The 22147-nt window shown below is 64.3% G+C and carries 15 protein-coding genes; 5 read left to right on the top strand and 10 right to left on the bottom strand.

Features of this window, described 5'->3' with window-relative positions; genetic code table 11:
* Positions 1-33: 33 nt before the first annotated feature.
* The 5 genes from BGP00_RS01885 to BGP00_RS01865 form a co-directional block, all read right to left on the bottom strand.
* Positions 34-3048 carry a TonB-dependent receptor gene (locus BGP00_RS01885; protein WP_292921797.1) on the bottom strand — a complete coding sequence of 1005 codons (3015 nt, stop codon included), beginning with the start codon at positions 3046-3048 and terminating at the stop codon, positions 34-36.
* 197 nt (positions 3049-3245) lie between these two features.
* A complete protein-coding gene (locus BGP00_RS01880) occupies positions 3246-4229 on the bottom strand; it encodes a YihY/virulence factor BrkB family protein (protein ID WP_292921798.1) in 984 nt (327 codons plus the stop codon).
* Entirely contained in the window at positions 4226-4426 is a 201-nt protein-coding gene (locus BGP00_RS01875) for a hypothetical protein (protein WP_292921799.1), read from the bottom strand. Before BGP00_RS01875 ends, BGP00_RS01880 begins: the two co-directional genes overlap by 4 nt.
* A gap of 48 nt (positions 4427-4474) precedes the next feature.
* Positions 4475-8689, bottom strand: a complete 4215-nt coding sequence (locus BGP00_RS01870; protein ID WP_292925692.1) for a translocation/assembly module TamB domain-containing protein — start codon at positions 8687-8689, stop codon at positions 4475-4477.
* Positions 8689-10758, bottom strand: coding sequence for a BamA/TamA family outer membrane protein (locus BGP00_RS01865; RefSeq protein WP_292921802.1), 2070 nt, complete (start codon positions 10756-10758; stop codon positions 8689-8691). Before BGP00_RS01865 ends, BGP00_RS01870 begins: the two co-directional genes overlap by 1 nt.
* A gap of 447 nt (positions 10759-11205) precedes the next feature.
* Here BGP00_RS01865 and BGP00_RS01860 point away from each other — a divergent pair, with 447 nt between their 5' ends.
* On the top strand, positions 11206-11709 hold the full coding sequence (locus BGP00_RS01860) for a hypothetical protein (RefSeq protein ID WP_292921803.1): 504 nt from the start codon (positions 11206-11208) through the stop codon (positions 11707-11709).
* Positions 11710-11733: 24 nt separating this feature from the next.
* Here BGP00_RS01860 and BGP00_RS01855 read toward each other — a convergent pair whose 3' ends face one another.
* The 5 genes from BGP00_RS01855 to BGP00_RS01835 all read right to left on the bottom strand — a co-directional run bounded on the left by BGP00_RS01855 (position 11734) and on the right by BGP00_RS01835 (position 17332).
* Positions 11734-12786, bottom strand: coding sequence for an acyltransferase (locus BGP00_RS01855; protein WP_292921804.1), 1053 nt, complete (start codon positions 12784-12786; stop codon positions 11734-11736).
* Between the two features lie 39 nt (positions 12787-12825).
* On the bottom strand, positions 12826-14415 hold the full coding sequence (locus BGP00_RS01850; protein ID WP_292921805.1) for an ABC-F family ATP-binding cassette domain-containing protein: 1590 nt from the start codon (positions 14413-14415) through the stop codon (positions 12826-12828).
* Positions 14416-14589: 174 nt separating this feature from the next.
* Positions 14590-15360, bottom strand: a complete 771-nt coding sequence (locus BGP00_RS01845) for an ABC transporter permease (RefSeq protein ID WP_292921806.1) — start codon at positions 15358-15360, stop codon at positions 14590-14592.
* Positions 15357-16283, bottom strand: a complete 927-nt coding sequence (locus BGP00_RS01840) for an ABC transporter ATP-binding protein (protein WP_292921807.1) — start codon at positions 16281-16283, stop codon at positions 15357-15359. Before BGP00_RS01840 ends, BGP00_RS01845 begins: the two co-directional genes overlap by 4 nt.
* A 131-nt stretch (positions 16284-16414) precedes the next feature.
* Complete coding sequence (locus tag BGP00_RS01835; RefSeq protein WP_292921808.1) at positions 16415-17332, bottom strand: LysR family transcriptional regulator; 918 nt, start codon at positions 17330-17332, stop codon at positions 16415-16417.
* A gap of 111 nt (positions 17333-17443) precedes the next feature.
* Between BGP00_RS01835 and BGP00_RS01830 the strand changes: the two genes are divergently transcribed.
* The 4 genes from BGP00_RS01830 (at position 17444) to BGP00_RS01815 (ending at position 22125) form a co-directional block, all read left to right on the top strand.
* On the top strand, positions 17444-18883 hold the full coding sequence (locus BGP00_RS01830) for an aldehyde dehydrogenase family protein (protein WP_292921834.1): 1440 nt from the start codon (positions 17444-17446) through the stop codon (positions 18881-18883).
* Positions 18880-20448, top strand: coding sequence for an ABC transporter substrate-binding protein (locus BGP00_RS01825; RefSeq protein ID WP_292921809.1), 1569 nt, complete (start codon positions 18880-18882; stop codon positions 20446-20448). The genes BGP00_RS01830 and BGP00_RS01825 overlap by 4 nt, the downstream gene beginning before the upstream one ends.
* A 202-nt stretch (positions 20449-20650) precedes the next feature.
* The gene (locus tag BGP00_RS01820) at positions 20651-21733 is read left to right on the top strand and encodes a DSD1 family PLP-dependent enzyme (RefSeq protein ID WP_292921835.1); all 1083 of its coding nucleotides are present in this window, start codon (positions 20651-20653) and stop codon (positions 21731-21733) included.
* Complete coding sequence (locus tag BGP00_RS01815) at positions 21733-22125, top strand: RidA family protein (protein WP_292921810.1); 393 nt, start codon at positions 21733-21735, stop codon at positions 22123-22125. The genes BGP00_RS01820 and BGP00_RS01815 overlap by 1 nt, the downstream gene beginning before the upstream one ends.
* Positions 22126-22147 lie beyond the last annotated feature (22 nt).

Here is a 22147-nt window from a genome sequence, read left to right as displayed (position 1 = left end):
CCGAAGGGGGAGGGACGGTGGGGAGGAGAGCGTTTAGAACCTCGCGCGGGCGCCGATCTGGAAGCGGCGTTCGTAGAGGTTGTTGAAGGCCTTCAGATCGGGCCAGACGAGGAAGTAATGTTCCGATTCCTTGGTCAGGTTCGACCCTTGCGCAAAGATCGTCACCTGCTTGTTCACATCATAGGACACCGAAGCATCGACGTAATTGGTGGGCGCCTGATACAGCGTCATGCCCGCGATACCGGCGAAATCGGACTGTTCGGCGCGCTTGGAGCGATAGTTCCACGCCACACGCGCCTGAAGGCCGTATTTTTCATACCAGAGCACGGCATTGATCTGATGCTTGGAATTGTCGTGGAACGGTTCCTTGGCGCCCGACAGGTCGTAATTGCCCGAGGAGGAGTCCGAATAGGTGTAATTGGCGTCAATGCCAAAACCGCCCAGCCAGCCCGGCAGGAAGTCAAAGCCATATTTGCCGCCCACTTCGACGCCCTGCAGCTTGCCGCCATTGCCCTGCACATTGGTGGTGATGGGCACGGTGGAGCGCACCACCCCGTCAAGATCGGGGATGTTGCTGCGCATCACCGTGGCGCTCTGGATAAAGCTCTTCACATCGATGCGGAACAGCGCAAGGCTGATCATGCTGGTGCGGCCGAGGTAATATTCCAGCGACACGTCATAATTGGTCGAGCGCCACGGATCGAGCTGCGGGTTGCCGTTCGAGCTGCCCCCCGCCACGTGGAAGACCGGCGGATTGGTGGTCGTATCAATGGCATAGTTCAGGTTAAGCCCGCCGCCCCACTGGTCAAGGTTGAGCGGGGTCATGTTCTTGGCCACCGCCGCGCGCACCCGCAGCTTGCTGGTCACATCGAGCGAGGCGTTGAAGGCGGGCAGGAAATCGGTGAAGGAACGGTCGGTGACCAGCGTGCCCGCGTCTGTGTTGGGCAGGCCATAGGGCTGGGGCGAACCGGCCAGATGCTGGATCACATGCAGGCTGGTGTTGATGATGCGCAGGCCACCATTGGCGTGGAAGGCCATCGAGCCGATTTCGCCGGCATAATTGAGCTGGGCAAAGCCGGACCACTGCTTGAAGCCGACCGAGAAGGTCTGGCCCGGCTGCACGAATTCCTTGTTGCCCGGATAGAAGCTGTTCTGAAACGCCAGCGGATCGCGCATGGCCATCGGGTTGATCGTATAGATCGAACCGACACCGCCCACCGGCAGGCTGGATTGCGTAAGCAGGCCCGACAGGGTGGGATCGGTGGCAAGGCGGGTCAGCCCGGCGGTCAGATACTGGCCCGAACCATTGGTGGCATTGCAGGAAGGATCGTTCATCTGAACGTCAAAGGCCTTCCACTTGACATAGCAACCGGCCGGGTTTGACGCGCCGTTGCCGCCATAGAGCGGGGCCGCGCGGTCGAACACGGTCTGCTGGGCGCTGCGGTCGCCATAGCGCAGGCCGAATTCGACGTTGAAGCTGTTGTTGAATTCATAGGCGCCGTCCAGACGCAGCACCTTCATATCCGCGTTCGAGCGCTGATTGCCTTCGGACGAAATCGTCTTGAGCGCATAGGCGCTCTTGTTGCCCAATTCATTGGTCAACTGGCTGGGCAGGGCGAAATTGACGGAAGATCCGGTGTAATCGACCGTCGCGGGCAGCGTGTTGTAAGTATAGCCCAGTGGGTTAAACGTGCGATTACCGCCCAGTGAGGCCGGATAGGTGCCAATGCCGTTGAACCATTGCGTACCGTCCGACAGCGAGAATTGGGCATAGCTGTTGTCGAGCCTGTAATTGGCCTTTCCATAGACGCCGCGCAGCGTCAGCCTCAGCTTGTCGCCCTTGTAGCGCAATTCGGCGTTGAGATTGGTCGAGTCCGAAATCGCGCGGTTGAGCTCGGAATAGCTGTCGAAATTCTGCAGTGTGTAATTGTACTTTTGCGTCGTGTTGAAATGGAAGCCGTTGATCAGCGATCCGGTGTCGCGGCTCTGCCCCGGCACGAAATCTGCGGCCTGCCAGTTGACGCCCTGCATCTGGAAACCGGAGGTGCCGGTGTACTGGTTTTGCTTGGTGTAGAAACCGTCGGCCACGAATTCGAGCGTGTCGCTCAGATGGGCCTGAAACGATCCGTTGACGCCGATGCGCTCGCGCTCGGTCACGCGGTTCCAGCCGGTATGGGCCTGGGGCGAGAAGAAGGAGTCGGTGGCGGTGCCATTGCCGTTGACGTCGATGCCGCCCGGCACATTGGTGCCGCGATTGGGATTGTCGAAGCGGAAGCCGCCATAGCCGGTGGCATTGGCCAAAGATTCATCGGCCAGACGCCCGCCATAGTCGCGCTGGATGCCCGAATAGGAATTGCCCAGATGGTCCTTGGAATAGGCCGCCGAGATCAGGAAGCCGACATTGTCATTGCGCCACGAGATAAGCCCGTTGAAATGGGGATCGAATTTCTTGGTGCTCGAACCCGATCCGCCATCGGCCGAAAATGCACCGTGCACGCCGGATTTCAGATCAAAGGGGCGGCGCGTCTTGAGGTCGATCGTGCCCGAAATACCCGCCGAGAGCATCGTGCCGGTCGCGCTCTTGATGACGCTGGCGCCGGAGAAGAGCTGCGAGGGAATGTCGGTGAAATTGGGCTGGACCGAGGTGATGGAGCCCGCACCAAGGAAGGACTCGCCGTTCATCAGCGTGACCACCTGCGGCAGGCCGCGCACGTTGACCGTGCTGCCTTCGCCCGCGTCGCGGCGGATCTGGACGCCCGGAATGCGCTGGAGCGAATCCGAGATCGTGGCGTCGGGCAGTTTGCCGATATCCTGCGCCGAGATCGCATCGACGATGCTGGCCGCATTGCGCTTGATGCTGACCGCGCGTTCGATGGAGGCGCGGATGCCGGTGACGATGATGCCCGGAGCATCCGCGTCAGGGGCCGCCGTTTGCGGGGCCGGGGCATCGGCGGCAAGCGCAACGCCGGGCATGAAGGTGGGCAGGGCAATGGCAAGCGCGGAAACGGCGCAGGACAACACACCAGACCGATTGGCCTTTGATCGCATGGGGATTCCTCTCCTGGGGTTGAGGCTCTTGGGAGACTCATTAAAGCAATTTGTTTTATCTATTTGCCCGAGGAGGGCGAGGGCGTCAAAGGAATTTTTAAGGTTGGATTAAGATGATTATATATCAATGCTATGGGGTGTAGAAAGCTGAACGACGCCAGCCCGGCAGGGCGTGCCCAGGATGCCCAAACATCTCGTTACACCCTGCTTCGTTTCCTCGCCTCAGCCCCCTTGTCGGCCAATGCCGCGCCGCGACGCCCCATAGGAAGGTCCGGGCCAACGGTGGTGTCCACCATCGTCTGCCGCTCGATCTCGCAATTGACCGCCGCCCCGATCAGCGCCGCATAAGCCGACAGATAGAGCCACACCTGAAACACCACCACCGTGGCCAGCGACCCGTAGACCGCATTGTATCGGGCGATATGGTCGACATAGACACCAAAGCCCAATGTCAGCCCCATCCAGATCACCGTGGACAGAAAAGCCCCCAGCGCGAGCCAGCGCCATTTGGCCGGTTGCCGGTCCGGCACCATGCGATAAAACACCGCAAAGCACAGGCTGACCACCACCACCGCCACGCTCCACACGGTGATGCGCGCCAATATCAGCACCTGTTCGCCCCACCATACCATCATCAGCGGCCCAGCCCAGGAAACCAGCGCGATGGCCGCCGTTGCCAGCACGCCGATCGCCACCATTCCGGCCGTTACCGCCACGGCCAGCAGAAAGGTGCGCCAGAAGGATCGTTTGGCCGGTTCCTCATAAATGAGATTCATCGCTGAAAGCAGCGAAAAGGCCGCATTCATCGCCCCATACAGCGCCACGCCCAGCGCCATCACCAGCCCCAGTCCCTTGGCGGGCGTTTCGGCATTGATCGCGGCCAACAGCGGCGGACGCGCCACCCGCATCACATCATCGGGCAGGAATCCGCGCAAACCGTCCAGCCCCGAGGCCACCGCATTGGGATCTCCGACCAGCCCATAGACCAGCACCACCGAGGCGATCATCGGCACAAAGGCCAGAAATGTGTAGAAAGACACGCCCGCCGCCAACAGGTTGAGCTGATGCTCGCCCATCGTCGCCCAGACCCGCCCGGCGATCTGGCGCCATGCCGCCCACGGCATTTCCAGCGGGCTGGTGGCGTCGCAGCCGGGGGCCGATGGGGGAACATGCGCGTTCATGGCCCGGTTGAGGCGGTTTCGGCCGCGCTGGGCAGTCCCTGCCCGGCCTCCTTGGCAATATGCAGGCGGGCCTGCATGTCACGCTCCATCGCGCTGGCGGTCTGGTCGGCTTCCTTGCTCCTGCGCTGCCATTGGTCATCAAAGCTTTCGCGGCGGCATCCCCCCGCCATCAGCGCCACCATGGCAAGAAGACCCAATCCGATCCCGCGGCCTGTTTGCGCGCCATGCCCCATCATCGCCTCTTCTCAATACCGCTTGCGATAGCGCGCCGTGACGCCGGTGCCGCCGAACTGGCCTGCCTGACTCAGGACCGAAAACGCCTTGGTCAGCGCGATTTCCAGCTGGGTGGCCATATAGCCGCGCGTGTCGGTCACAACCTCAACATAGATGTTGTTTGTGATATATTTGCCCGCCGCCAGCGCGGTCTGCCGCCCGGTGGTGGCATCGGCGCCCAGCACGCGCAGGCGGCTGATCGCGGTGGCCGATTGCAGCGCGCCCAGCGGATTAAGCCCGCCCTTGGCCCCGCGCAGCGTGTTGAGCGAGGAGGCAAGCTGGACCGCCTGAAGCGTCGAGAGGCTGCCCACCGGCCCGCCGAACAGAATGCGCGCCATCAATTCATCCTGCGGCAGCGCCGGGTCGGATGTCAGCGCGATTTCCGGGTTCGAGCCCGTGCCGGTGATGACGATGCTGATCGTCACATCCGAAATCGCGCCCGAGGCGCGGATATTGAGCGCCGGATCGGTCAGATCACCGCCATTGAGCGTGATCGTCCCGCTGTCGATGGTAAAACTGTGCCCGGCAAAATCCAGCGTGCCGCGCACCGCGCGCACCGTGCCGGTGATCGCTGGCTGGGTGGTCGATCCGCCGATGCGCAGGTTGCTCGACCATTCGCTGTCCAGCCCCATGCCCGTCACGAAGATCTGGTTGTCGGCCCGCACCCGCATGTCGAGGTTCCAGTTGACGGGCAGTGAATGCACCGGTTCGGCATCGCCGCTGATGCGCTCCGGCCCGATGGCGGGCTTGTGGCGCACGCCGCTCAGGGTGGGCACCGCCGCCGAACCCTGCCGCACGATGCGGTAATGCGTTTCGGGCAGATCGAGCGTGCCGCTGACCGTGGGCGGTTGGCCCGGTGCATTGACCAGCTTGATATCGCCGCTGGCCCGCGCCGAGAGGTCCGCCCCGCTGGCCAGTTGGGCGTTGGCCATGTTGATGCCCAACTGGATCGGATAGCCTTCCTGCGCGCTGAGCGAGATGAAGCCGCTGGCCTTGACCGTGCCGTCGCCCGCCTTCGCGGTGAGGCTCTGCACCTCCAGCCGGTCATTGGTGAACCGGCCCTGCAAGGCCATGTCGCTCAGGCGCGTACCATAGGTGGCGTTGTCATAGACCAGCTTTTGCGCGCGCACAGTGCCGGTGATGCTGGGCGCATGGGCCGATCCGCCGAAATCGGCGGCGATGCCGATCGGTCCCTTCAGGCTTTGATCGGAAAGCGCCGCCAGCGAGGCCAGCACATCGGCCGGACCATTGTAGCGCACCCCGCCGGACAGCGGCGCTGCCATCAGGCGATTGCTCCATGTGCCGGTTTCCGCCGCACCCATCGTGGCATTCACCTGCATTTGCCCGATCTGCGCATCCCCGCGCCGCACCAGCGCCTGAGCATGGGCGGCCCGGTTATCCAGTTGCGCGGCCATGGTGATATCCACCGGGGTCGAGACCGCCGAAAGACCCGTGCGGGTCAGTCCCGCCACCTGAAGATGGGCATCGACCCTGGGCATGGCCCCGGCGCCCGCCTGATCGAGATCGAGGCTGCCCGACATCCGCCCGCCCAGCCCGAGATCCGGCACAAAGCCGTTGACCAGCGCCAGATCGACGCCGTCAAGCCGCGCGCGCAGGGTGCTGGCCGCGCCATAGCGACCCTCGATCCGCAGGCTGCCGTTGTTGACCGAAAGCGTGGCGGGGCGCAGGAGATAGCCTGGTTTTTCCGGCACGATCTCGACCGCCCCGCGTGAGGCGATGTTGACGCCATTGATCCGCCCATTGACCGCCACCCGCCACAGATCGGGCGACAGCCTGCCTTGCGCGGCCAGACGGAACGGATAGCGGTTGCGCCCTTCGGTCAGCAGCTTCACGTCTCCCGCTCCATCGCGATAGGCAATGTTGGCCCGCGTCTGTGCCAGATAGAAATCGCCCTGCCGCGCGCCCGCCAGTTGCACATCGGCGTTCACCTGCGGCTGGTCGGCCATCACGGCATCGGCCTTGACCACCAGCCGCGCGATGCTCAGCCCGGCCTTGCCCGGCAGGCTGACATTCTGGCCGGTAATCGCGGCCACCGCCCGCTGATGCGCGCCCATGGCGGACAGTTCGACCCGCCCGTTCACCCCGGCCCCGGCAAGCGCCAGCGCGCCCGCAAAAGGCCCTGCGGCCTGCTGCTGCACATGGCCGGTGAGGGCGATTCCGGCAAGGCTGGTGCCGGGCCGCAGATCGACCGCCAGCGGCCCCTTGGCGGTGGAGACGAGCAGATCGGCGCCGATGGGGCCGTAATCGCTGGCGGCCTTGGCGTTCACCTGATAGGCGCCGCCCGCCCCGCGCACATCGGCCACCAGCGCGGCCAGCCCGACGCCCATGCCGGGGCGGGGCGCCTCCAGATGCAGCACCGGCTGCGCCACGCTGCCCTTTGCGCTCAACCGGATCGGACCATAGCGGTCGGAAGAGGCATCGGCGGCAAAGGCGATCTGGCCCTTGGCGTCATAGCGGCCCCGGCCATTGGCAAGGCGAAAGGCGGGCGCGGCAACGGTTAGTCCATCCACCGTCGCCACCCCGTCGCTGCCATAGCCCACCCGCGCGATAATCAGTGCATTGCCGCCCAGAAAGCCCGCTATCCCACCGCTGAGCAGACGGGTGGAGCGCGCGCTCACGCGGCCTTCCAGCCGGAAGCCCCCATTGGCCTGCGTCTTGAGCCCGATATTGGAGGCGAGGTTGAAAATACCGACGCTTTCAACGCGATAGCCGTTGATCGTGCCATTGAGCGTGCCGGTGTAGAGCGCGCGCGGCAGATCGGCGATCACCACGGCGCGCGCGTCGATCCGGCTTGATTGCAGGCGGATATTGTCGGACAGCAGCCGCCCGTCGGCATAGCCGAAATCGCCGCCAAAGCGGACATGGTCGAGCAAGGGCGCCACGCTGGCCGAGACGCCGGTAATGGCCCGCGCCGTGCCGTTTACGGGAATGCGCCAGTGGTCCTTGTCGAGCGCGGCGCTGCCCGATGCGGCAAGGCCGTCGATGCGGGTGGCGCCAAAGCCGATGGAGGCGGCCTTGACCGCATAGGCGATGCGCGGTGCGGCAAAACTGCCGTCTATAGTGGCCTCGGCGGCAATGCCATTGCCCGACAGGTTCGTGGCCAGCACGCGCGGCTGCATCACGTTTAGGGCAAGGCGCATCTGATGCATCGTGTTGTTGCCCATATCGGCCATGCCCTGAACGCCCAGAGCGAAATTGGCATTGCCGATCTGGGCCTTGACCTGCATCTGTCGATTGTCGAAGGCGGCGGTGGCGTCCACTTTCGTCTCGGGCTGGAACAAGGCGCTGTTCTGGCCCTTGAGCCAAACGTCGGGGTGGGCGAGGCCCGCGACATGAATGGTGCCCGAGCGCGCATTGATCACCAGATCGGCCAGAGATTTGCCGCCCGCGCTGGCCGCCAGCGAACCGTTCCACGCCTTCCAGTCGCCCCGCCCGGCCAGCCGGAGATGGCGCGCTTCGGCCTGCCCGGTCAGCGCCGCAAGCAGGCCGTCGGCGGGCGTATCCAGCGCGAAATCCATGTTCAGCCGGTTGATCTGCGGCACAGCATCCAGCTTGAGCGCAAGGCGGTCTCCGCCCGCCACGCCGGGCGCGACCAGCGCCGCGGCCCGCGCGTTGATACGGGCGCGCCGATCGGCGATATGGGCTTGCCCCTGAAGGCTGACGACATGGCGCCGGCCGGTGATGGCAGGGGCGATCTCCAGCCGATCCACCGCCAGTTGGCCCACGTCAATATCCAGGTCGGGCAGCAGCGGTTCATTGCTGGGCGGCGTGGGTTTGAAGCGGGGCGCACGCTCAAGCCGCGCAGCGGGAATATGCAGGCGCCGAATATCCAGATGCCCGCCGATATAGGCCAGGGGCCGATAATCCAGCGCCACATTTTCGGCATGGAAAAACCGCCCATCCGGATCGCCAATGTCCAGATTGCGGATGGTCAGCGCGCCCAGCAGCGAGCCTTCGATCCGATCGACATGCAGGCTCATGCCATTGGCAAAGGACAGGCGCGAGATCTGCGCGGCCACCATGTCGCGCCCGCTCTGCGTCGAAAGCCAGATCCACAGCGCCGCGACCAGCACGACAAGGACGGCCACCGCGATCCCGGCATAACGCAACGCCCTGCCCAGCAGGGGTTGGCGGGCCTGAACCTGCGGATTTTCCACCTGCTCCATCAGAATGCCTGCCCGATTGAGACATAGACCGCCACGCGCGATTCCCCGACCTGCCGGTTGATCGGCGTGGCGATGTCAAAGCGCATCGGCCCGAAGTTGGTGTAATAGCGAAAGCCCACACCCGCGCCAAAGCGCCAGGAATTGAAAGTGGGCACCTCGCTGGTGAAGACCTGTCCGCTGTCGACAAAGCCCACCACGCCGAAATTGCCAAACCGATAGCGCAGTTCCACGCTGGTCTCGGCCTGAGAGCGCCCGCCGATGGGGTGCCCGTCGGGGTCTTTTGGGCCAAGCTCCTGATAGCCGAAGCCGCGCACCGATCCGCCACCGCCCGAATAGAAGCGCCGCGATGGCGCAATGGATTCACGCGAGGCCCCGCCGATCATGCCGACCCGCGCCCGCCCGGCCAGCACCAGCTTTCCGGCGATGGGATAATAGCCGGTCGCTTCAAAGATCGAGCGGGCATAGGTTTGTATGTTGCTGCCCAAGGATGCCTCGGGCGAGAGCGTGGCCGAGAGGCGATAGCCGCGTGTGGGGTCGAGCAGCGAGTTCGACCGGTCATAGGTGATCTGTCCCGGCAGCGCGAGGATGTAGAAGGTGCGCCGCCGTTCGCCCGCCTGCTCAAAGGCATAGTCCTGCTCGTTCGAACCGATCAGTTCAAAACCATAGCTGTAGGTCCAGCGCTTTTGCCAGATGGCCGTGCTGGCGCGCGAGATGCGCCCTTTGAGCGCGCCGGTGAAGGCCTCATAGGCATCAAGGTTGGTGTGGTTGGCGCTGAGCGACACTTCGACCGTGCGGTCGCGCAGCCCTGCGTTGGACCGGCGAAACGTGCCCGAAACGCCCTGTTCGCTGGTGCCTGCGGTGGCGCTGGCGATGATCGCGCCTTCGGGGGGAAAGAGGTTGGCATGGCTCCAACTGCCAACCGCCTTGATGCCTTCGCCGGTGGAATAGCCCGCCTGCGCCGAGAGGGACCGGGGCGGTCCGGCCCGCTGGTTGACGACCAGATCGGCATATTCGGTGTTGTCGCCCGCGCTGATGCCGGTTTGGGCGGGGTCCACCGTGACCGTGGCAAACAGGTTGGTGGCCACCAGCGCCTTGCGCAGATCGTCGATCTGGCGGCTGTCGTAAAGCTCGCCCTTGCGGAAACGGGCGATGGTGGCGATGTGGCGGGCGTCGAACACCGGGCGGCGGCCCTTGATTTTGATGTCGCCAAAGCGGCTGCGAGGGCCGGGCGCGACGGGCAGCGTGTAATCCCCGATCCCGGTGGCGGCGTCGAGTTCGATGTCGCGCTGGCCGATCTTGGCAAAGGGATAGGCCGATTGCGGCAACAGCACGCCAAGCGCCGCCTCGGCCGAAAGCACGCGCTCGGCCACGATCGGTTCGCCCGAATGGACGCCGAAATGGCGGGTGAGCAGATCGGGCGGGACCAGCGCGGGCGCATCAAAGCGGATCGCGCCCAGCCGGTAGCGCGGCCCCGCCGCCACCGCCATGGACACGACAATATCCCCCGGCTTGCCTTGCTCGGGCATGGCGACCGAGGATTGCACGCCGGCATCGAAATAGCCCTGCGAGGCCATCACATCGGAGAGTGCCTGCCGGTCCTGCTCGATGCGGGCGGCGATGGCGGCGGCATTCGTCGCCTTGCCCTTGCCCTGTTTCAGCGCGGAAACGGCCTCGAAACTGTCCACCAGCGCACCGCCCTCGATGGGGGCCACCCGGTCGGCATCGCGCAGGTTTTCCAGCCCGGTCACATGCCAGCGATAGGACAGGCTGGGCGAGGTTTCGGTTTTTCCGCCGCCATTGTCATCGCGCAGGGCTTCCTTGTTGAAGTCATCCAACGGGACCAGCGGTTTGGTCAGATCAGGGTCGGTGGCGGCGGCGGGCTGGGCCGAGGAGGCGACCGGGTTGGCGGGGGCTTCAACGGGTGCCTCAACGGGGGGCAGCGCGGCTTCGAAATCATGATCGGTGATGATGGGGGAGGGCGGCGTGGAGGAGGTCGGCTGCTGTGTGGTCGGGGCGGGAGAGGGCTGCGCCGACGCAGCTCCGGCCATCAGCGCCCCGCCGATCGCCATGGCGGCCAAGGAGATTTCACGGCCGAAGATCCGTGCAACAGCACATTCGCGCGCAGAAAAACCAGCGCCCCCCACTGGGCATTTCGCGCCTTTCCCTGGCGCAGCTTGAAAAACCTTCCGCAAAAATGGCCCCCTTTTGCCGTCATGCGCCGACCTGTCGCATGCCATAACACGCCAGAACTCATAATGATCCGCCGCCATGACAATTTGCCTTGTCCAAAGCGATATTAGCGCCGGATCGGGCGGAGGATGGGGCCTTGGGAAAGCATCAAAAATTGTGTGGCGGACATGCCATCGGGGTCATGGATCAGGTTTTAAACGACGGGGCGCTCCTGTAAGGCGAGTATCGCGGGTTGCCTGTCTGGACTGAAGCCCGCCCGTCCTGTCAAGGATTGGCGCATTTTCAGGAAAGTCACGCCGGTGGACCTTGCCAAAGCCAATGATCTCATGCTCGGCAAGCTTGGGTTGGGCCTGTTGCCCCGCGATATCCGGTCGGGTGCCGTGGCGGTGGTGTCGGCGGTTCTGGGGGTGACCGGCTCTATCGCGATGCTCGATCTCTGGATTTTTCGCGACCGGCTCCCGGCGGATTATGTCGCCTTTTTTACCAGTCCGCTGGGCGACCGGATGCTGGCGATGTGTATCAGGGCGCTGGGCGAGGAGGTGATCTATCGGCTGTTGTATATGACGGCGATTGTCGCGGCGATAAAACTGGTCCGGGGCCGGGTGGGACCTGTGGGCTATGGGCTGGCGGCGGTTGCGGCCCAGATGATAGGCGTATGGCCATCGCTGGTGCAGGAGCCGTTCCGTGCGTCTCTGCGCTATCTTGCCGTCGGGGCGGTATGGGGATGGCTCTACTGGCGGCAAGGCTGGTTCGCGGCAGCGGCCGGGCATGGGCTGTCGCATCTGCTGATCGATCCGATGCTGCTGATCGGGCTGACGCATACCCGTTGACGGTTCAAACGGACAATGCGTCCATCAGCCATATTGCGGCTGATGCTGCGCGACGGCTCTGACCGGCCCTCCGCCCCAATAATGCCGGATGGCGCGGCGCCCCGGCACTTCGATCCAGCGAAAGGCGATCTCGGCTGCCATCAGGGTGAGCAGCACGATCGCGGCCTGCTCGATGATAAAACCCGCGCCCTTCAGCCCATCCGGCGGCCAAATCCCGTCTATGGCGTGGATGAAGAGCATATGCACCATATACAGCCCAAAAGAGCGCTGCCCCAGCCAGTGCATCACCGCGCTTTCCATGACCGGCATGCGCAGCGCCAGCAGGACCGCCGCAGGCCATGTCAGCAGGCCCAGCGGGACCAGCGGGCTGATATGGCCATTATCCAGCCAGAACCCCGCGCCCGCCATCGCGCACAGCAGGACTGTCGGCACGCGTGTGCCCAACGCACGGTTGCGCCACACCATTTGGCCGATAAAGAAGCCGAAGATGCCGCGCGGGATGGTTTCGCCAAACCACGGCCCGCCCGGATGGCCCAGCACCGCCAGCCACCATCCGCAACCCACCACCGCCAGCACGGTGATCCATAACAGCACCCTTTCGCCAAGCCATGCTCCGGCGGCAAACAGGGCGTAACACAGGATCTCGATGCTCAGCGACCAGCTTGCCGAATTGAAGGCCCGGGCGGTCATCAGGTCGAATCCCTGAAGCATCAGGGCATGGGCGAGAAAATGCGGTCCATCATTGCCGCCGCCCCACGAAAACACGGCGAACAGGCACAGGATGACAAAATGCAAAGGCCACAAACGGGCGAAACGCGCCACGGCAAAGGCCCGCATCGCGTGGGCCTGCCGCAACTGGCCCGGCGCGCCATAGACATGGGCAAATACAAAGCCGGACAGGACGAAAAACAGATCGACGAGCGTCCAGCCCTTAAGGAACACCCAGCCGGTTATCCTGTCCAAATGGACGGGCAGATTGGGCCAGTTGGCCATGTGATAGAGCACGACCCCGGCCGCGGCAAAACCGCGCAGACCGTCCAGCCTTGTCCATCTCTCGCCGCCGTCGCGCTCTTGCATGTCTGCTCCCCGAAGGGATTTCTGATACGCCCCGATGCGTTAAGAACTGGTTCGGTCGGGTGCGATCTGCCGGGTGATGCCCACGGCATCGCGAAATGCCGCGTCGTGGCTGACGAGCAGCAGAGCGCCGTCGTAGCCGCGCAGCGCATATTCGATCACCTCGATGGATTCGACATCAAGGTGGTTCGTCGGTTCGTCCAGCATCAGCAGTTGGGGCATGGGCAGCGCCGAAAGCACACAGGCGATCCCCGCCCGCAGACATTCCCCGCCGCTCAGATCCCCCACCAGCCTGTCCCCTTGGGTGTTGCGAAAGGCGAAACGGGCCAGAGCGGCGCGGAGGCTGTTGTCATCCAGCGCCGGATTGAGCCGCCGCATATTCTCCACCAAGGTCGATCCGCGATCCAGCAGGCTGACCGTCTGGTCAAGCAGGGCGTAGGGAACCGGGCGCTCGATCCTGCCGTGGGCGGGCGCGGCAAGGCCCGCCGCAAGCCTGAGAACCGTGGTCTTACCCGCCCCGTTTCGGCCGGTCAGGGCCACCCGCTCCGGCCCGCGCAAAGTGAAGGATAAGCCGTTGATGACGCGGCGCTCTCCGGCAAACCAACTGACATCCTCAAAGGCCAGCACAAGGCGGCCCGAGGGCAGGTGGCAGGACGGGATTTCGAGTTTGAGCGGGGTTGCCACCTCGACGCGCGCGCGCGCCGCCTCGCGCGCGTCCGCTGTGGCTCCAATCCGCTCCTCGGTCTGGGAGTGGACGCGACCGGCGCTGTTTTCCGCGCTTTCGCGCCGCCGACCCAGCAGGATCCTGGGCGCGCTGCCGCTGGCGGCATAGGTGCGCCCGGCGCGATCACGCCGGGCCTGCCGTTCGCGGGCGGTCTGCGCCTCGCGCTTGGCCGCGCGGATCTGCCGCTCCGCCTCCTCAAGGTCCGCTTCCGCCCGCAGCCTTGCCGCATCGCGCTCGGCAACCCATGATGACCACCCGCCGCCATGGATCGCGACGCCGACGGGCGAAAGTGCGACGATCCGGTCCATGCCTTCGAGCAGCGCGCGGTCGTGGCTGACCACCAAGGCCCCGCCGCGCCAGTTTGCCAACAGTCCGGCGATCGCCGCCCGGCCATCGTCATCCAGATTGTTGGTCGGTTCATCCATCAGCAACAGATCTGGTTGCGCGATCAGCAGGCGTGCGATGGCCAGTCGCGTCCGTTCCCCGCCGCTGAAACTGGCCAGCGGGCGTTCGAGATCGAGCACCGGCAGTCCGGCGCCGGCCAGTGCTCCTTCGAGCCGATGGGGAAGGGCCCAATCCGCTTCGGCGAAATCCTGCTCGGTTCCCGTGCCGGCCTCTATGCGATCAAGCCCGTTCAGCGCCGCACAGACGCCAAGCGCCTCGGATGCCGTTTCATCGCCGGGCGTGACAATCTGCTCCAGCAGGCCGACGGTGCCGCCCAGGACCACTGTGCCCGATTGCACCGGCGCCTGGCCAAGGATCGCGCGCAGCAGGGTGGATTTGCCAGAGCCATTGCGGCCCACCACGCCGATGCGCTCGCGCCCGACATGAAGCGACAGACCGGAAAACAGGGGCCGACCGGCGGGCGTGGCCAAAGCCACGGAATCGAGAGTAAGAAATGAGGGCATGACAGTACCGGAAACAAATAAGGGACGGGCGATTTCAGCGCGTCTTCCGGTCCATTTCATGCTCCTTTTGCACTCCGGCCGATTACCGGGTGGCGGCCATTTAGCACAGCACGGCCGAAGCTGCAAATAATGGGGCGTTCCGGCATCCTCTTTTCCGTCACGCCCCTTGCCTGCCTAGGGTTTCAGCCGCCATCCGGTGCGGAAAATCCACGCCAGAGCGATAAGGCACAGCGCCATGAAACCAGCCGTGAACCCAAGACTGGCGCCGACGCCGACATCGCCCATACCATAGAAGCTCCAGCGAAAACCGCTGACCAGATAGACTACCGGGTTGAACAGGCTGACCGTGCGCCACGGCTGGGGCAGCATGTCGATGGAGTAGAACGCGCCGCCAAGGAAGGTCAGCGGGGTGATGACCAGCGATGGAATGATCGCCAATTGCTCGAAATTCTTGGCCCAGATGCCGATGAGAAAGCCGAACAGGCTGAAGGTCAGCGAGGTCAGCAGCAGAAAGGCGACCATCCAGACCGGATGCAGAATGCGCACATCGGTAAAGAAAGTGGCTGTGGCAAGGATGATAAGCCCGATGACCACCGATTTGGTCGCTGCCGCGCCGACATAGCCGATCACCGCCTCGACCGCATTGAGCGGTGCGGACAGGATCTCGAACATCGTGCCGGTGAATTTGGGGAAGTAGATGCCGATGGAGGCGTTCGAGATGCTTTGCGTTAAAAGGCTGAGCATGATCAGGCCCGGCACGATGAAGGCGCCATAGCCCACCCCGCCGACATGGCTCATCCGCGAGCCGATGGCGCCGCCAAAGACGATGAAATAAAGCGCGGTGGTGATGACAGGCGTTGCCACGCTTTGCCATATGGTGCGCAATGTGCGGGCCATTTCGGTGCGGTAAATTGCCCAGATGCCGTGGAGGTTGATCACGCTCATGCCGCTTTCTCCACCAGATTGACGAAAATATCTTCCAGCGTGCTGCGGCTGGTGTCGAGATCGCGATAGGCAATGCCCAATTCGCTCAGGCGATGGAGCAGCGCGGGCATGCCGGTGTCCTCGGCCTGTGCATCGAAACTGTAGATCAGGCGCAACCCATCTTCGGCCAGCACCAGCGACCATTCGGCAAGCTCGGCCGGGATGGCGCTCAGCGGCGCCTGCAGGGTCAGCGTCAATTGCCGCTTGCCCATCTTGCGCATCAGGGCGTCCTTGTCCTCGACCAGCAGCAGCCGACCGCCGTTGATCACGCCTACGCGGTCGGCCATCTCCTCGGCCTCCTCGATATAATGGGTGGTCAGGATGATCGTCATGCCCCGTTCGCGCAGCTTGCGCACCAGCGCCCACATGTCGCGGCGCAGATTGACATCCACGCCCGCCGTCGGCTCGTCAAGGAACAGCAATTCGGGCTCGTGGCTCAGCGCCTTGGCGATCATCACGCGGCGTTTCATGCCGCCCGACAATTCCATGGTGCGCGCATGGCGCTTGTCCCACAGCGAAAGGTCGCGCAGGATTTCCTCGATATAGGCCGGATCGGGCGCCTTGCCGAACAGGCCCCGGCTGAACCGCACCGTATTGAGCACGGTTGAGAACATATCCAGCGCAATTTCCTGCGGCACCAGCCCGATGCGCTGGCGCGCTTCGCGGCGGGCATGGTCGATGTCGTGGCCTGCGACGGTGATCGTGCCCGCGCTGCGCGTCACCGTTCCGCATACGATGCTGATCAAGGTCGTCTTGCCCGCGCCGTTGGGGCCGAGCAGCGCGAAGATCTCGCCGCGTTCAATGGACAGATCGACGCCTTCGAGCGCCTTGTGGCCGGATTTATACTGTTTGCCGAGAGCTTCGATCGAAAGGATCGCAGGCATGAAGCCTCCATGTGGGGGATGGAACCGGCAGGATGTGCCGCCGCGCCCAAGATGGCGTGGTCGCCGCCGATGTCCAGACCCGCTCGTCAAATATATATTATATATACGCCTCTGTGGAATGGTGCGCTCTGCTATCCGGCGATGTCCGCGCGCCATGGCACCCGGCCCAGCGCCGCGCGCAGGCTGTGCAGAAAGGCGCTGGCCCGTCCGCTGCGGCCATGGCGGGCATGAAGCAGCGCCACCACATCGGCATCGGGCAGCGTCCATCCCGGCAGGACCTCCCGCAGCCGCCCGGCTGCCAGCTCGGTCGCCACATCCCATTCGCTGCGCACCATGATGCCAAGACCCGCCAGCGCCCAATCGCGCACGATTTCACCGTCATTGCTCGACATGGCGGGCTTGACCCGCACGGTCATGCGCCCTTCGGCTTCATGGGCAAGGCGCCAGAGGGTAACGTCCTCGTTGTTTTCCCGCAGCGCCAGACAACGGTGCGCGATCAGATCATCGGGCGTCACAATCCCCGGACTCTGCGCCAGATAAGCGGGCGAAGCGCAAAGCAGGCGGCGGTTGGGGGCCAGCGTCGTGACCAATCGGTCGCTTTCGGGCAGGGCGCCGATATGCACCACGATGTCCCAGCTCTCGCTGACCTGTCGGATGGGGCTGTCGGAGAGTTCGAGGGTGACGGTCGTGGCCGGATGGGCCTTGGCAAAACTTTCGACAACCGGGCTGACATAGCGCCGGCCAAAGCCATAGGGGGCCGCCACCCGCAAATGCCCTCGGATCTGGCTGGTGCGCGAGGCCAGCCTTTCGGCCAGATCCTCAATCGCGCCGATGATCTCCAGCCCTTCCGAGGCGATCAGTTCCCCTTCATCGGTCAAACTCAGCCCGCGTGAATTGCGATCGACCAGCTTCACCCCGACGCGGGCCTCCAGCGCGCGCAGCCGCTGGGTGACCGCCGGGGCGGTGACATTCAGGCTGCGCGCCGCCTCGGCCAGCGAGGGGGAACGGGCCAGAACCTGAAAGAAGGTGAGATCTTCGGTTGTGATCATTAGGTTTCAGCTTAATGAAGAATATAGATCGCGTTAATTGCGATATTCATGACTTGCCATATCATCGTCCCACAAGCAACCCAACCCTGATGCGCGAAAGCCCGGCTGATGATGTCTTTGCCCTCCTGTGATCTCATCTATGTCCATGGCGAATGGAAAGCCCCCATTGCCGCGGCCGCACCGATACCGGTGTTCAGCCCGGTGACCGAGGAGGTGATCGGCACGGTGGCCGCCTGCGGCCCGCAGGATGTGGATGCCGCCGTTGCCGCCGCCCGCGCCGCTTTCCCGGCCTTTTCGACCAGTTCGCGCGAGGAGCGCCTTGCCCTGCTGGGCCGCATTCTGGCGCTGATGGAAGAGCGGGCGGAGATGCTGGCGCAGGTGATCAGTCAGGAGATCGGCTGCGCCATCACCTTTGCCCGCGCCGCCCATGTGCCCTTTGGGCTGGCCCATGTGCGCGCGGCCATCGAGGTTCTGCGCGACTTCAGCTTTCTGAGCCAACAGGGCACCACCGCCATTGCCCGTGAGGCGATCGGCGTATGCGGATTGATTACGCCTTGGAACTGGCCGCTTTATCAGATCACCGCCAAGCTGGCCCCGGCGCTGGCCGCCGGTTGCACCGTGGTGCTCAAACCCAGCGAATTGTCGCCCTTCAGCGCCCAGATGCTGGCCCGGATCATCGAGGATGCCGGAACGCCCCCTGGTGTGTTCAACATGGTGACGGGCACGGGCGAAGTGGTAGGCGCCGCGATGGCGGCCCATCCCGACATTGACATGATTTCGATCACCGGATCGACCCGCGCGGGCGTTCTGGTCGCCCAGGCCGCCGCGCCCACCGTCAAGCGCGTCACGCAGGAACTGGGGGGCAAATCGCCCAACATCCTGCTCGACGATGCCGATTTCGCCCGCGTGGTGCCGCTGGGCGTGGCGGCGGGCATGCGCAATGTCGGCCAGTCATGCAGCGCCCCCACGCGGATGCTGGTGCCGCAAAGCCGTCTGGCCGAAGTTGAGCAACTGGCCGCCGATGCCGCCAACGCGCTGGTCGTGGGCGATCCGGCGCAGGATGCGACCGATCTTGGCCCCGTGGCCAACCGCAACCAGTTCGACAAGGTGCAGCAGATGATCGGCATCGGCCTTGCCGAGGGCGCGCGCCTGATCTGCGGCGGGCCGGGCAAGCCGGAAGGGCTGGAGCGCGGCCTCTATTGTCGGCCCACGATCTTTTCCTGCCCCGACCATACCATGCGGATCGCACAGGAGGAGATTTTCGGCCCGGTTCTCTGCATCATCCCCTATGCCGATGAAGAAGAGGCGGTGCGGATCGCCAATGACACGGTCTATGGGCTGGGCGCGCATGTGCAGTCGGGCGATCTTGATCGGGCGCGGCGCGTGGCGGGCCGGATCCGTTCGGGTCAGGTCCATATCAACCATCCCGCTTGGGACGGCTTTGCCGCTTTCGGCGGCTACAAGCAATCGGGCAATGGCCGCGAATATGGCCGCTTCGGTCTGGAGGAATATCTCGAAACCAAGGCCATTCTGGGCTTTTATCCGCAGTGACCGGGGGGGCGATCAACCGGCGTGTGGTGCTGGGCGGCGTTGCCGGGCTGGGGGCGGCGGCCATGGCCGGGCGGCTGCTGGACAGGCCGCATGTGGCCCCGGTCGCGCTCCACGGCGACGGCCCGCCCCGGCAGGGCGGGCGCATCCGCGTGGCCAGCACATCGACCTCGATTGGCGACACGCTGGATCCCGCGCGCGGCGCGCTCAACACCGATTATGTCCGGCATTTCATGCTCTACAGCGGGCTGACCGAACTGGACCGGCATTTGAATGCCCAGCCCGCTCTGGCCGAAAGCCTGACCAGCGACGATCAGCAGGTGTGGCATGCGACCCTGCGCCGCGGCGTGACTTTTCACAACGGCAAGAGCCTGAGTGCCAAGGATGTCGTCCATTCGCTGCTGCGCCACAAGGACCCGCGCATCGGCTCGAAAATGGCCGATATTGCGCGCCAGTTTGCCGATGTGCGCGCCACCGGCCCGCGTGAGGTCCGCATCACGCTGACCGGCCCGAATGCGGATTTGCCGGTCATTCTGGCCCAGTCGCATTTCCTCATTGTCGACGCCGATCATGACGATCCGCAAACGGCCAATGGCACAGGCCCCTTTCTTCTGGCCGAATTCCGGCCCGGCATCCGCACCGTGGTGCGGCGCAATCCCAATTTCTGGAAAGCGGGCAGGCCCTATCTCGATGAGATCGAACTGATCGCCATTCCCGATGAGGTCAGCCGCGTCAGCGCCTTGCTGGCGGGCGATGTGCAATTGATCAATGCGGTCAATCCGCGCTCGACGCGGCGCATTCTGGCCTCGCCCGCGCATGGGGTCATTGAAACGAAATCGGGTCTCTACACCAATCTGGTCGCGCGTCAGGACCAATTGCCCACCGGCAATCCCGATTTTACTGCCGCGATCCGCCACCTGTTGGACCGGCCGCTGATCAACCGCGCGCTTTTCCGCAATTACGGCACCATCGCCAATGATCAGCCGATCCCGCCCGGCCATCCCTATTTCCGCGACGATCTGCCCCAGACCAACCTCGATCTGGACCGCGCGAAATGGCATGTCCAGCGCTCGGGCCTGAGCGGCATACGCCTGCCGGTCTATGCCTCGCCCGCCGCCGAAGGGTCGGTGGACATGGCCTCGATCCTTCAGGAATATGGTGCCCGCGTGGGGCTGGATCTGGCGGTCAACCGGGTGCCCGCCGATGGCTATTGGTCCACCCATTGGATGAAGCACCCGCTGTTTTTCGGCAACAACAACCCGCGCCCCACGGCCGACATGGTCTTCAGCCTGTTTTACAAATCGGATGCCAATTGGAACGAAACCGGGTGGCAAAATCCGCGCTTTGACAAGCTGTTGATCGAGGCGCGGGGCGAGACCGACCACCAGCGCCGCAAGCAGCTCTATGGCGAGATGCAGGGGCTGGTCCACCAGCAGTGCGGCAGCGTGATCCCGGTGTTCATCAGCCTGCTCGATGGCCATGACCGCCGGTTGCGGGGCTTCTATCCGGTCCCGCTGGGCGGGTTCATGGGCTACACTTTTGCCGAACATGTGTGGTGGGATGGGTGAAGGGGTTAACCTCAAGCTTAATCTATCCTGCAAAAACCATTAATTGAATCCACCGCCCGGGACCGACACAATGGCCCGACAAGATCAGCAAGGAACATCTGTGGTGACTGAGCCGACACTTCTTGAGCAGGCCCGCGAGAGCGACGCTTCGCTGCGCCTTGGCGCATTGGAAACCCCCTGTCTTGTCCTCGATGCCGAGCGGATGGAGCGCAACATCGCCCGGCTGCGCGCCCGGTTGGCGCCTCATGGCGTGACCTTGCGGCCGCATCTCAAGACGGCCAAATCGGTTGAGGTCGCCCGGCAGGTGATGGAAAGCCCGCAGGGGCCCGCCACGGTTTCGACCCTGAAGGAGGCGGAATTCTTTGCCGATGCCGGGGTGCGCGACATCATCTATGCCGTGGGTATCGCGCCGTGGAAGCTGGCCAAGGTGATCGAACTGCGCCGCCGGGGCGTCGATCTGGCGGTGGTGCTGGACACGGTGGAGCAGGCGCAGGCGGTGGCCAAGGCCTCACGCGAAAGCGGGGAAGTCATTCCGGCGCTGATCGAGATCGACTGCGATGGCCATCGTTCGGGCGTGCTGCCCGATGATGCGGCGCGGCTGGTGGAAATCGGACGGGCGCTGTGTGATGGCGGTGAACTGCGCGGCGTCCTCACCCATGCCGGGGGCAGCTATGCCGCGCGTGGGACGCAGGCGCTGCAACAGGCCGCCGAACAGGAAAGGCGCAGCGTGGTCGATGCGGCCACCATCCTGCGCGACGCGGGCCTGCCTTGCCCGGTGGTCAGCATCGGTTCGACGCCCACAGCCCATCACGCGCTCGACCTGACCGGCGTGACCGAGGTGCGGGCCGGGGTCTTCGTATTCTTCGATCTGGTGATGGCGGGTATCGGCATTTGTAATGTCGATGATATCGCAATTTCGGTGATGGGCACGGTGATCGGCCATCAGCGCGACAAGGGCTGGATCCTGATCGATGCCGGATGGATGGCCATGTCGCAGGATCGCGGCACCTCCAAGCAGGCCGTCAATCAGGGCTATGGCGTGGTCTGCGATCTGGCGGGCAATCCCTATCCCGATCTCATTCTGGCCGATGCCAACCAGGAGCATGGCATCATCACCGTCCGCCCCGGTTCGGACGGGAAACTGCCTGACCTGGCGATCGGCGATCGCGTGCGGGTTCTGCCCAATCACGCCTGCGCCACCGGGGCGCAGCATCGTACCTATAACGTGGTGCATGGCGGCAGCGATCTGGTGACTGGCCAGTGGCAACGTTTCGGAGGCTGGTAATGAACAAGGCGCTTACTCCCATCCTGACCGATCAGGCGCCCGCGCCGGCGGGCCATTATGCGCAGGCGATCCGCGCCGGCGACATGCTCTATGTCTCGGGCCAATTGCCGATCCGGGCCGACAAGGCCCCTCTGGATGACATGGGCTTTGCCGCACAGGCCCGGCAGGCCATCGCCAATATGCTGGCCATCCTGGAGGCGGCGGGCGGGACCCCGGCGGATCTGTGCCGCGTCACGGCTTATATCGTGGGCGTGGAAAACTGGCCCGAATTCAACCGCGTCTATGCCGACATGCTGGGCGATGCGCGGCCCGCGCGCACGGTCGTGCCGGTGCCTGAACTGCATTACGGTTATCTGGTTGAAATCGACGCAGTGGCTGCGCTCCGCGGCTGATCCCCTTTTTGTCAGGAGGCCA

It is taken from the genome of Novosphingobium sp. 63-713 (assembly GCF_001898925.1).
Lineage (GTDB): Bacteria > Pseudomonadota > Alphaproteobacteria > Sphingomonadales > Sphingomonadaceae > Novosphingobium.
The sequence above is the reverse complement of the archived record's forward strand: the minus strand, read 5'-3'. Positions and strand labels throughout refer to the sequence as shown.

Bases quoted from the DNA above. Each gene is read 5' to 3' on its own strand.
- BGP00_RS01885 (WP_292921797.1), bottom strand. From the start codon at position 3,048: ATGCGATCAAAGGCCAATCGGTCTGGTGTGTTGTCCTGCGCCGTTTCC.
- BGP00_RS01880 (WP_292921798.1), bottom strand. From the start codon at position 4,229: ATGAACGCGCATGTTCCCCCATCGGCCCCCGGCTGCGACGCCACCAGC.
- BGP00_RS01870 (WP_292925692.1), bottom strand. From the start codon at position 8,689: ATGGAGCAGGTGGAAAATCCGCAGGTTCAGGCCCGCCAACCCCTGCTG.
- BGP00_RS01865 (WP_292921802.1), bottom strand. From the start codon at position 10,758: ATGGCGATCGGCGGGGCGCTGATGGCCGGAGCTGCGTCGGCGCAGCCC.
- BGP00_RS01860 (WP_292921803.1), top strand. From the start codon at position 11,206: ATGCTCGGCAAGCTTGGGTTGGGCCTGTTGCCCCGCGATATCCGGTCG.
- BGP00_RS01855 (WP_292921804.1), bottom strand. From the start codon at position 12,786: ATGCAAGAGCGCGACGGCGGCGAGAGATGGACAAGGCTGGACGGTCTG.
- BGP00_RS01850 (WP_292921805.1), bottom strand. From the start codon at position 14,415: ATGCCCTCATTTCTTACTCTCGATTCCGTGGCTTTGGCCACGCCCGCC.
- BGP00_RS01845 (WP_292921806.1), bottom strand. From the start codon at position 15,360: ATGAGCGTGATCAACCTCCACGGCATCTGGGCAATTTACCGCACCGAA.
- BGP00_RS01840 (WP_292921807.1), bottom strand. From the start codon at position 16,283: ATGCCTGCGATCCTTTCGATCGAAGCTCTCGGCAAACAGTATAAATCC.
- BGP00_RS01835 (WP_292921808.1), bottom strand. From the start codon at position 17,332: ATGATCACAACCGAAGATCTCACCTTCTTTCAGGTTCTGGCCCGTTCC.
- BGP00_RS01830 (WP_292921834.1), top strand. From the start codon at position 17,444: ATGTCTTTGCCCTCCTGTGATCTCATCTATGTCCATGGCGAATGGAAA.
- BGP00_RS01820 (WP_292921835.1), top strand. From the start codon at position 20,651: ATGGAGCGCAACATCGCCCGGCTGCGCGCCCGGTTGGCGCCTCATGGC.
- BGP00_RS01815 (WP_292921810.1), top strand. From the start codon at position 21,733: ATGAACAAGGCGCTTACTCCCATCCTGACCGATCAGGCGCCCGCGCCG.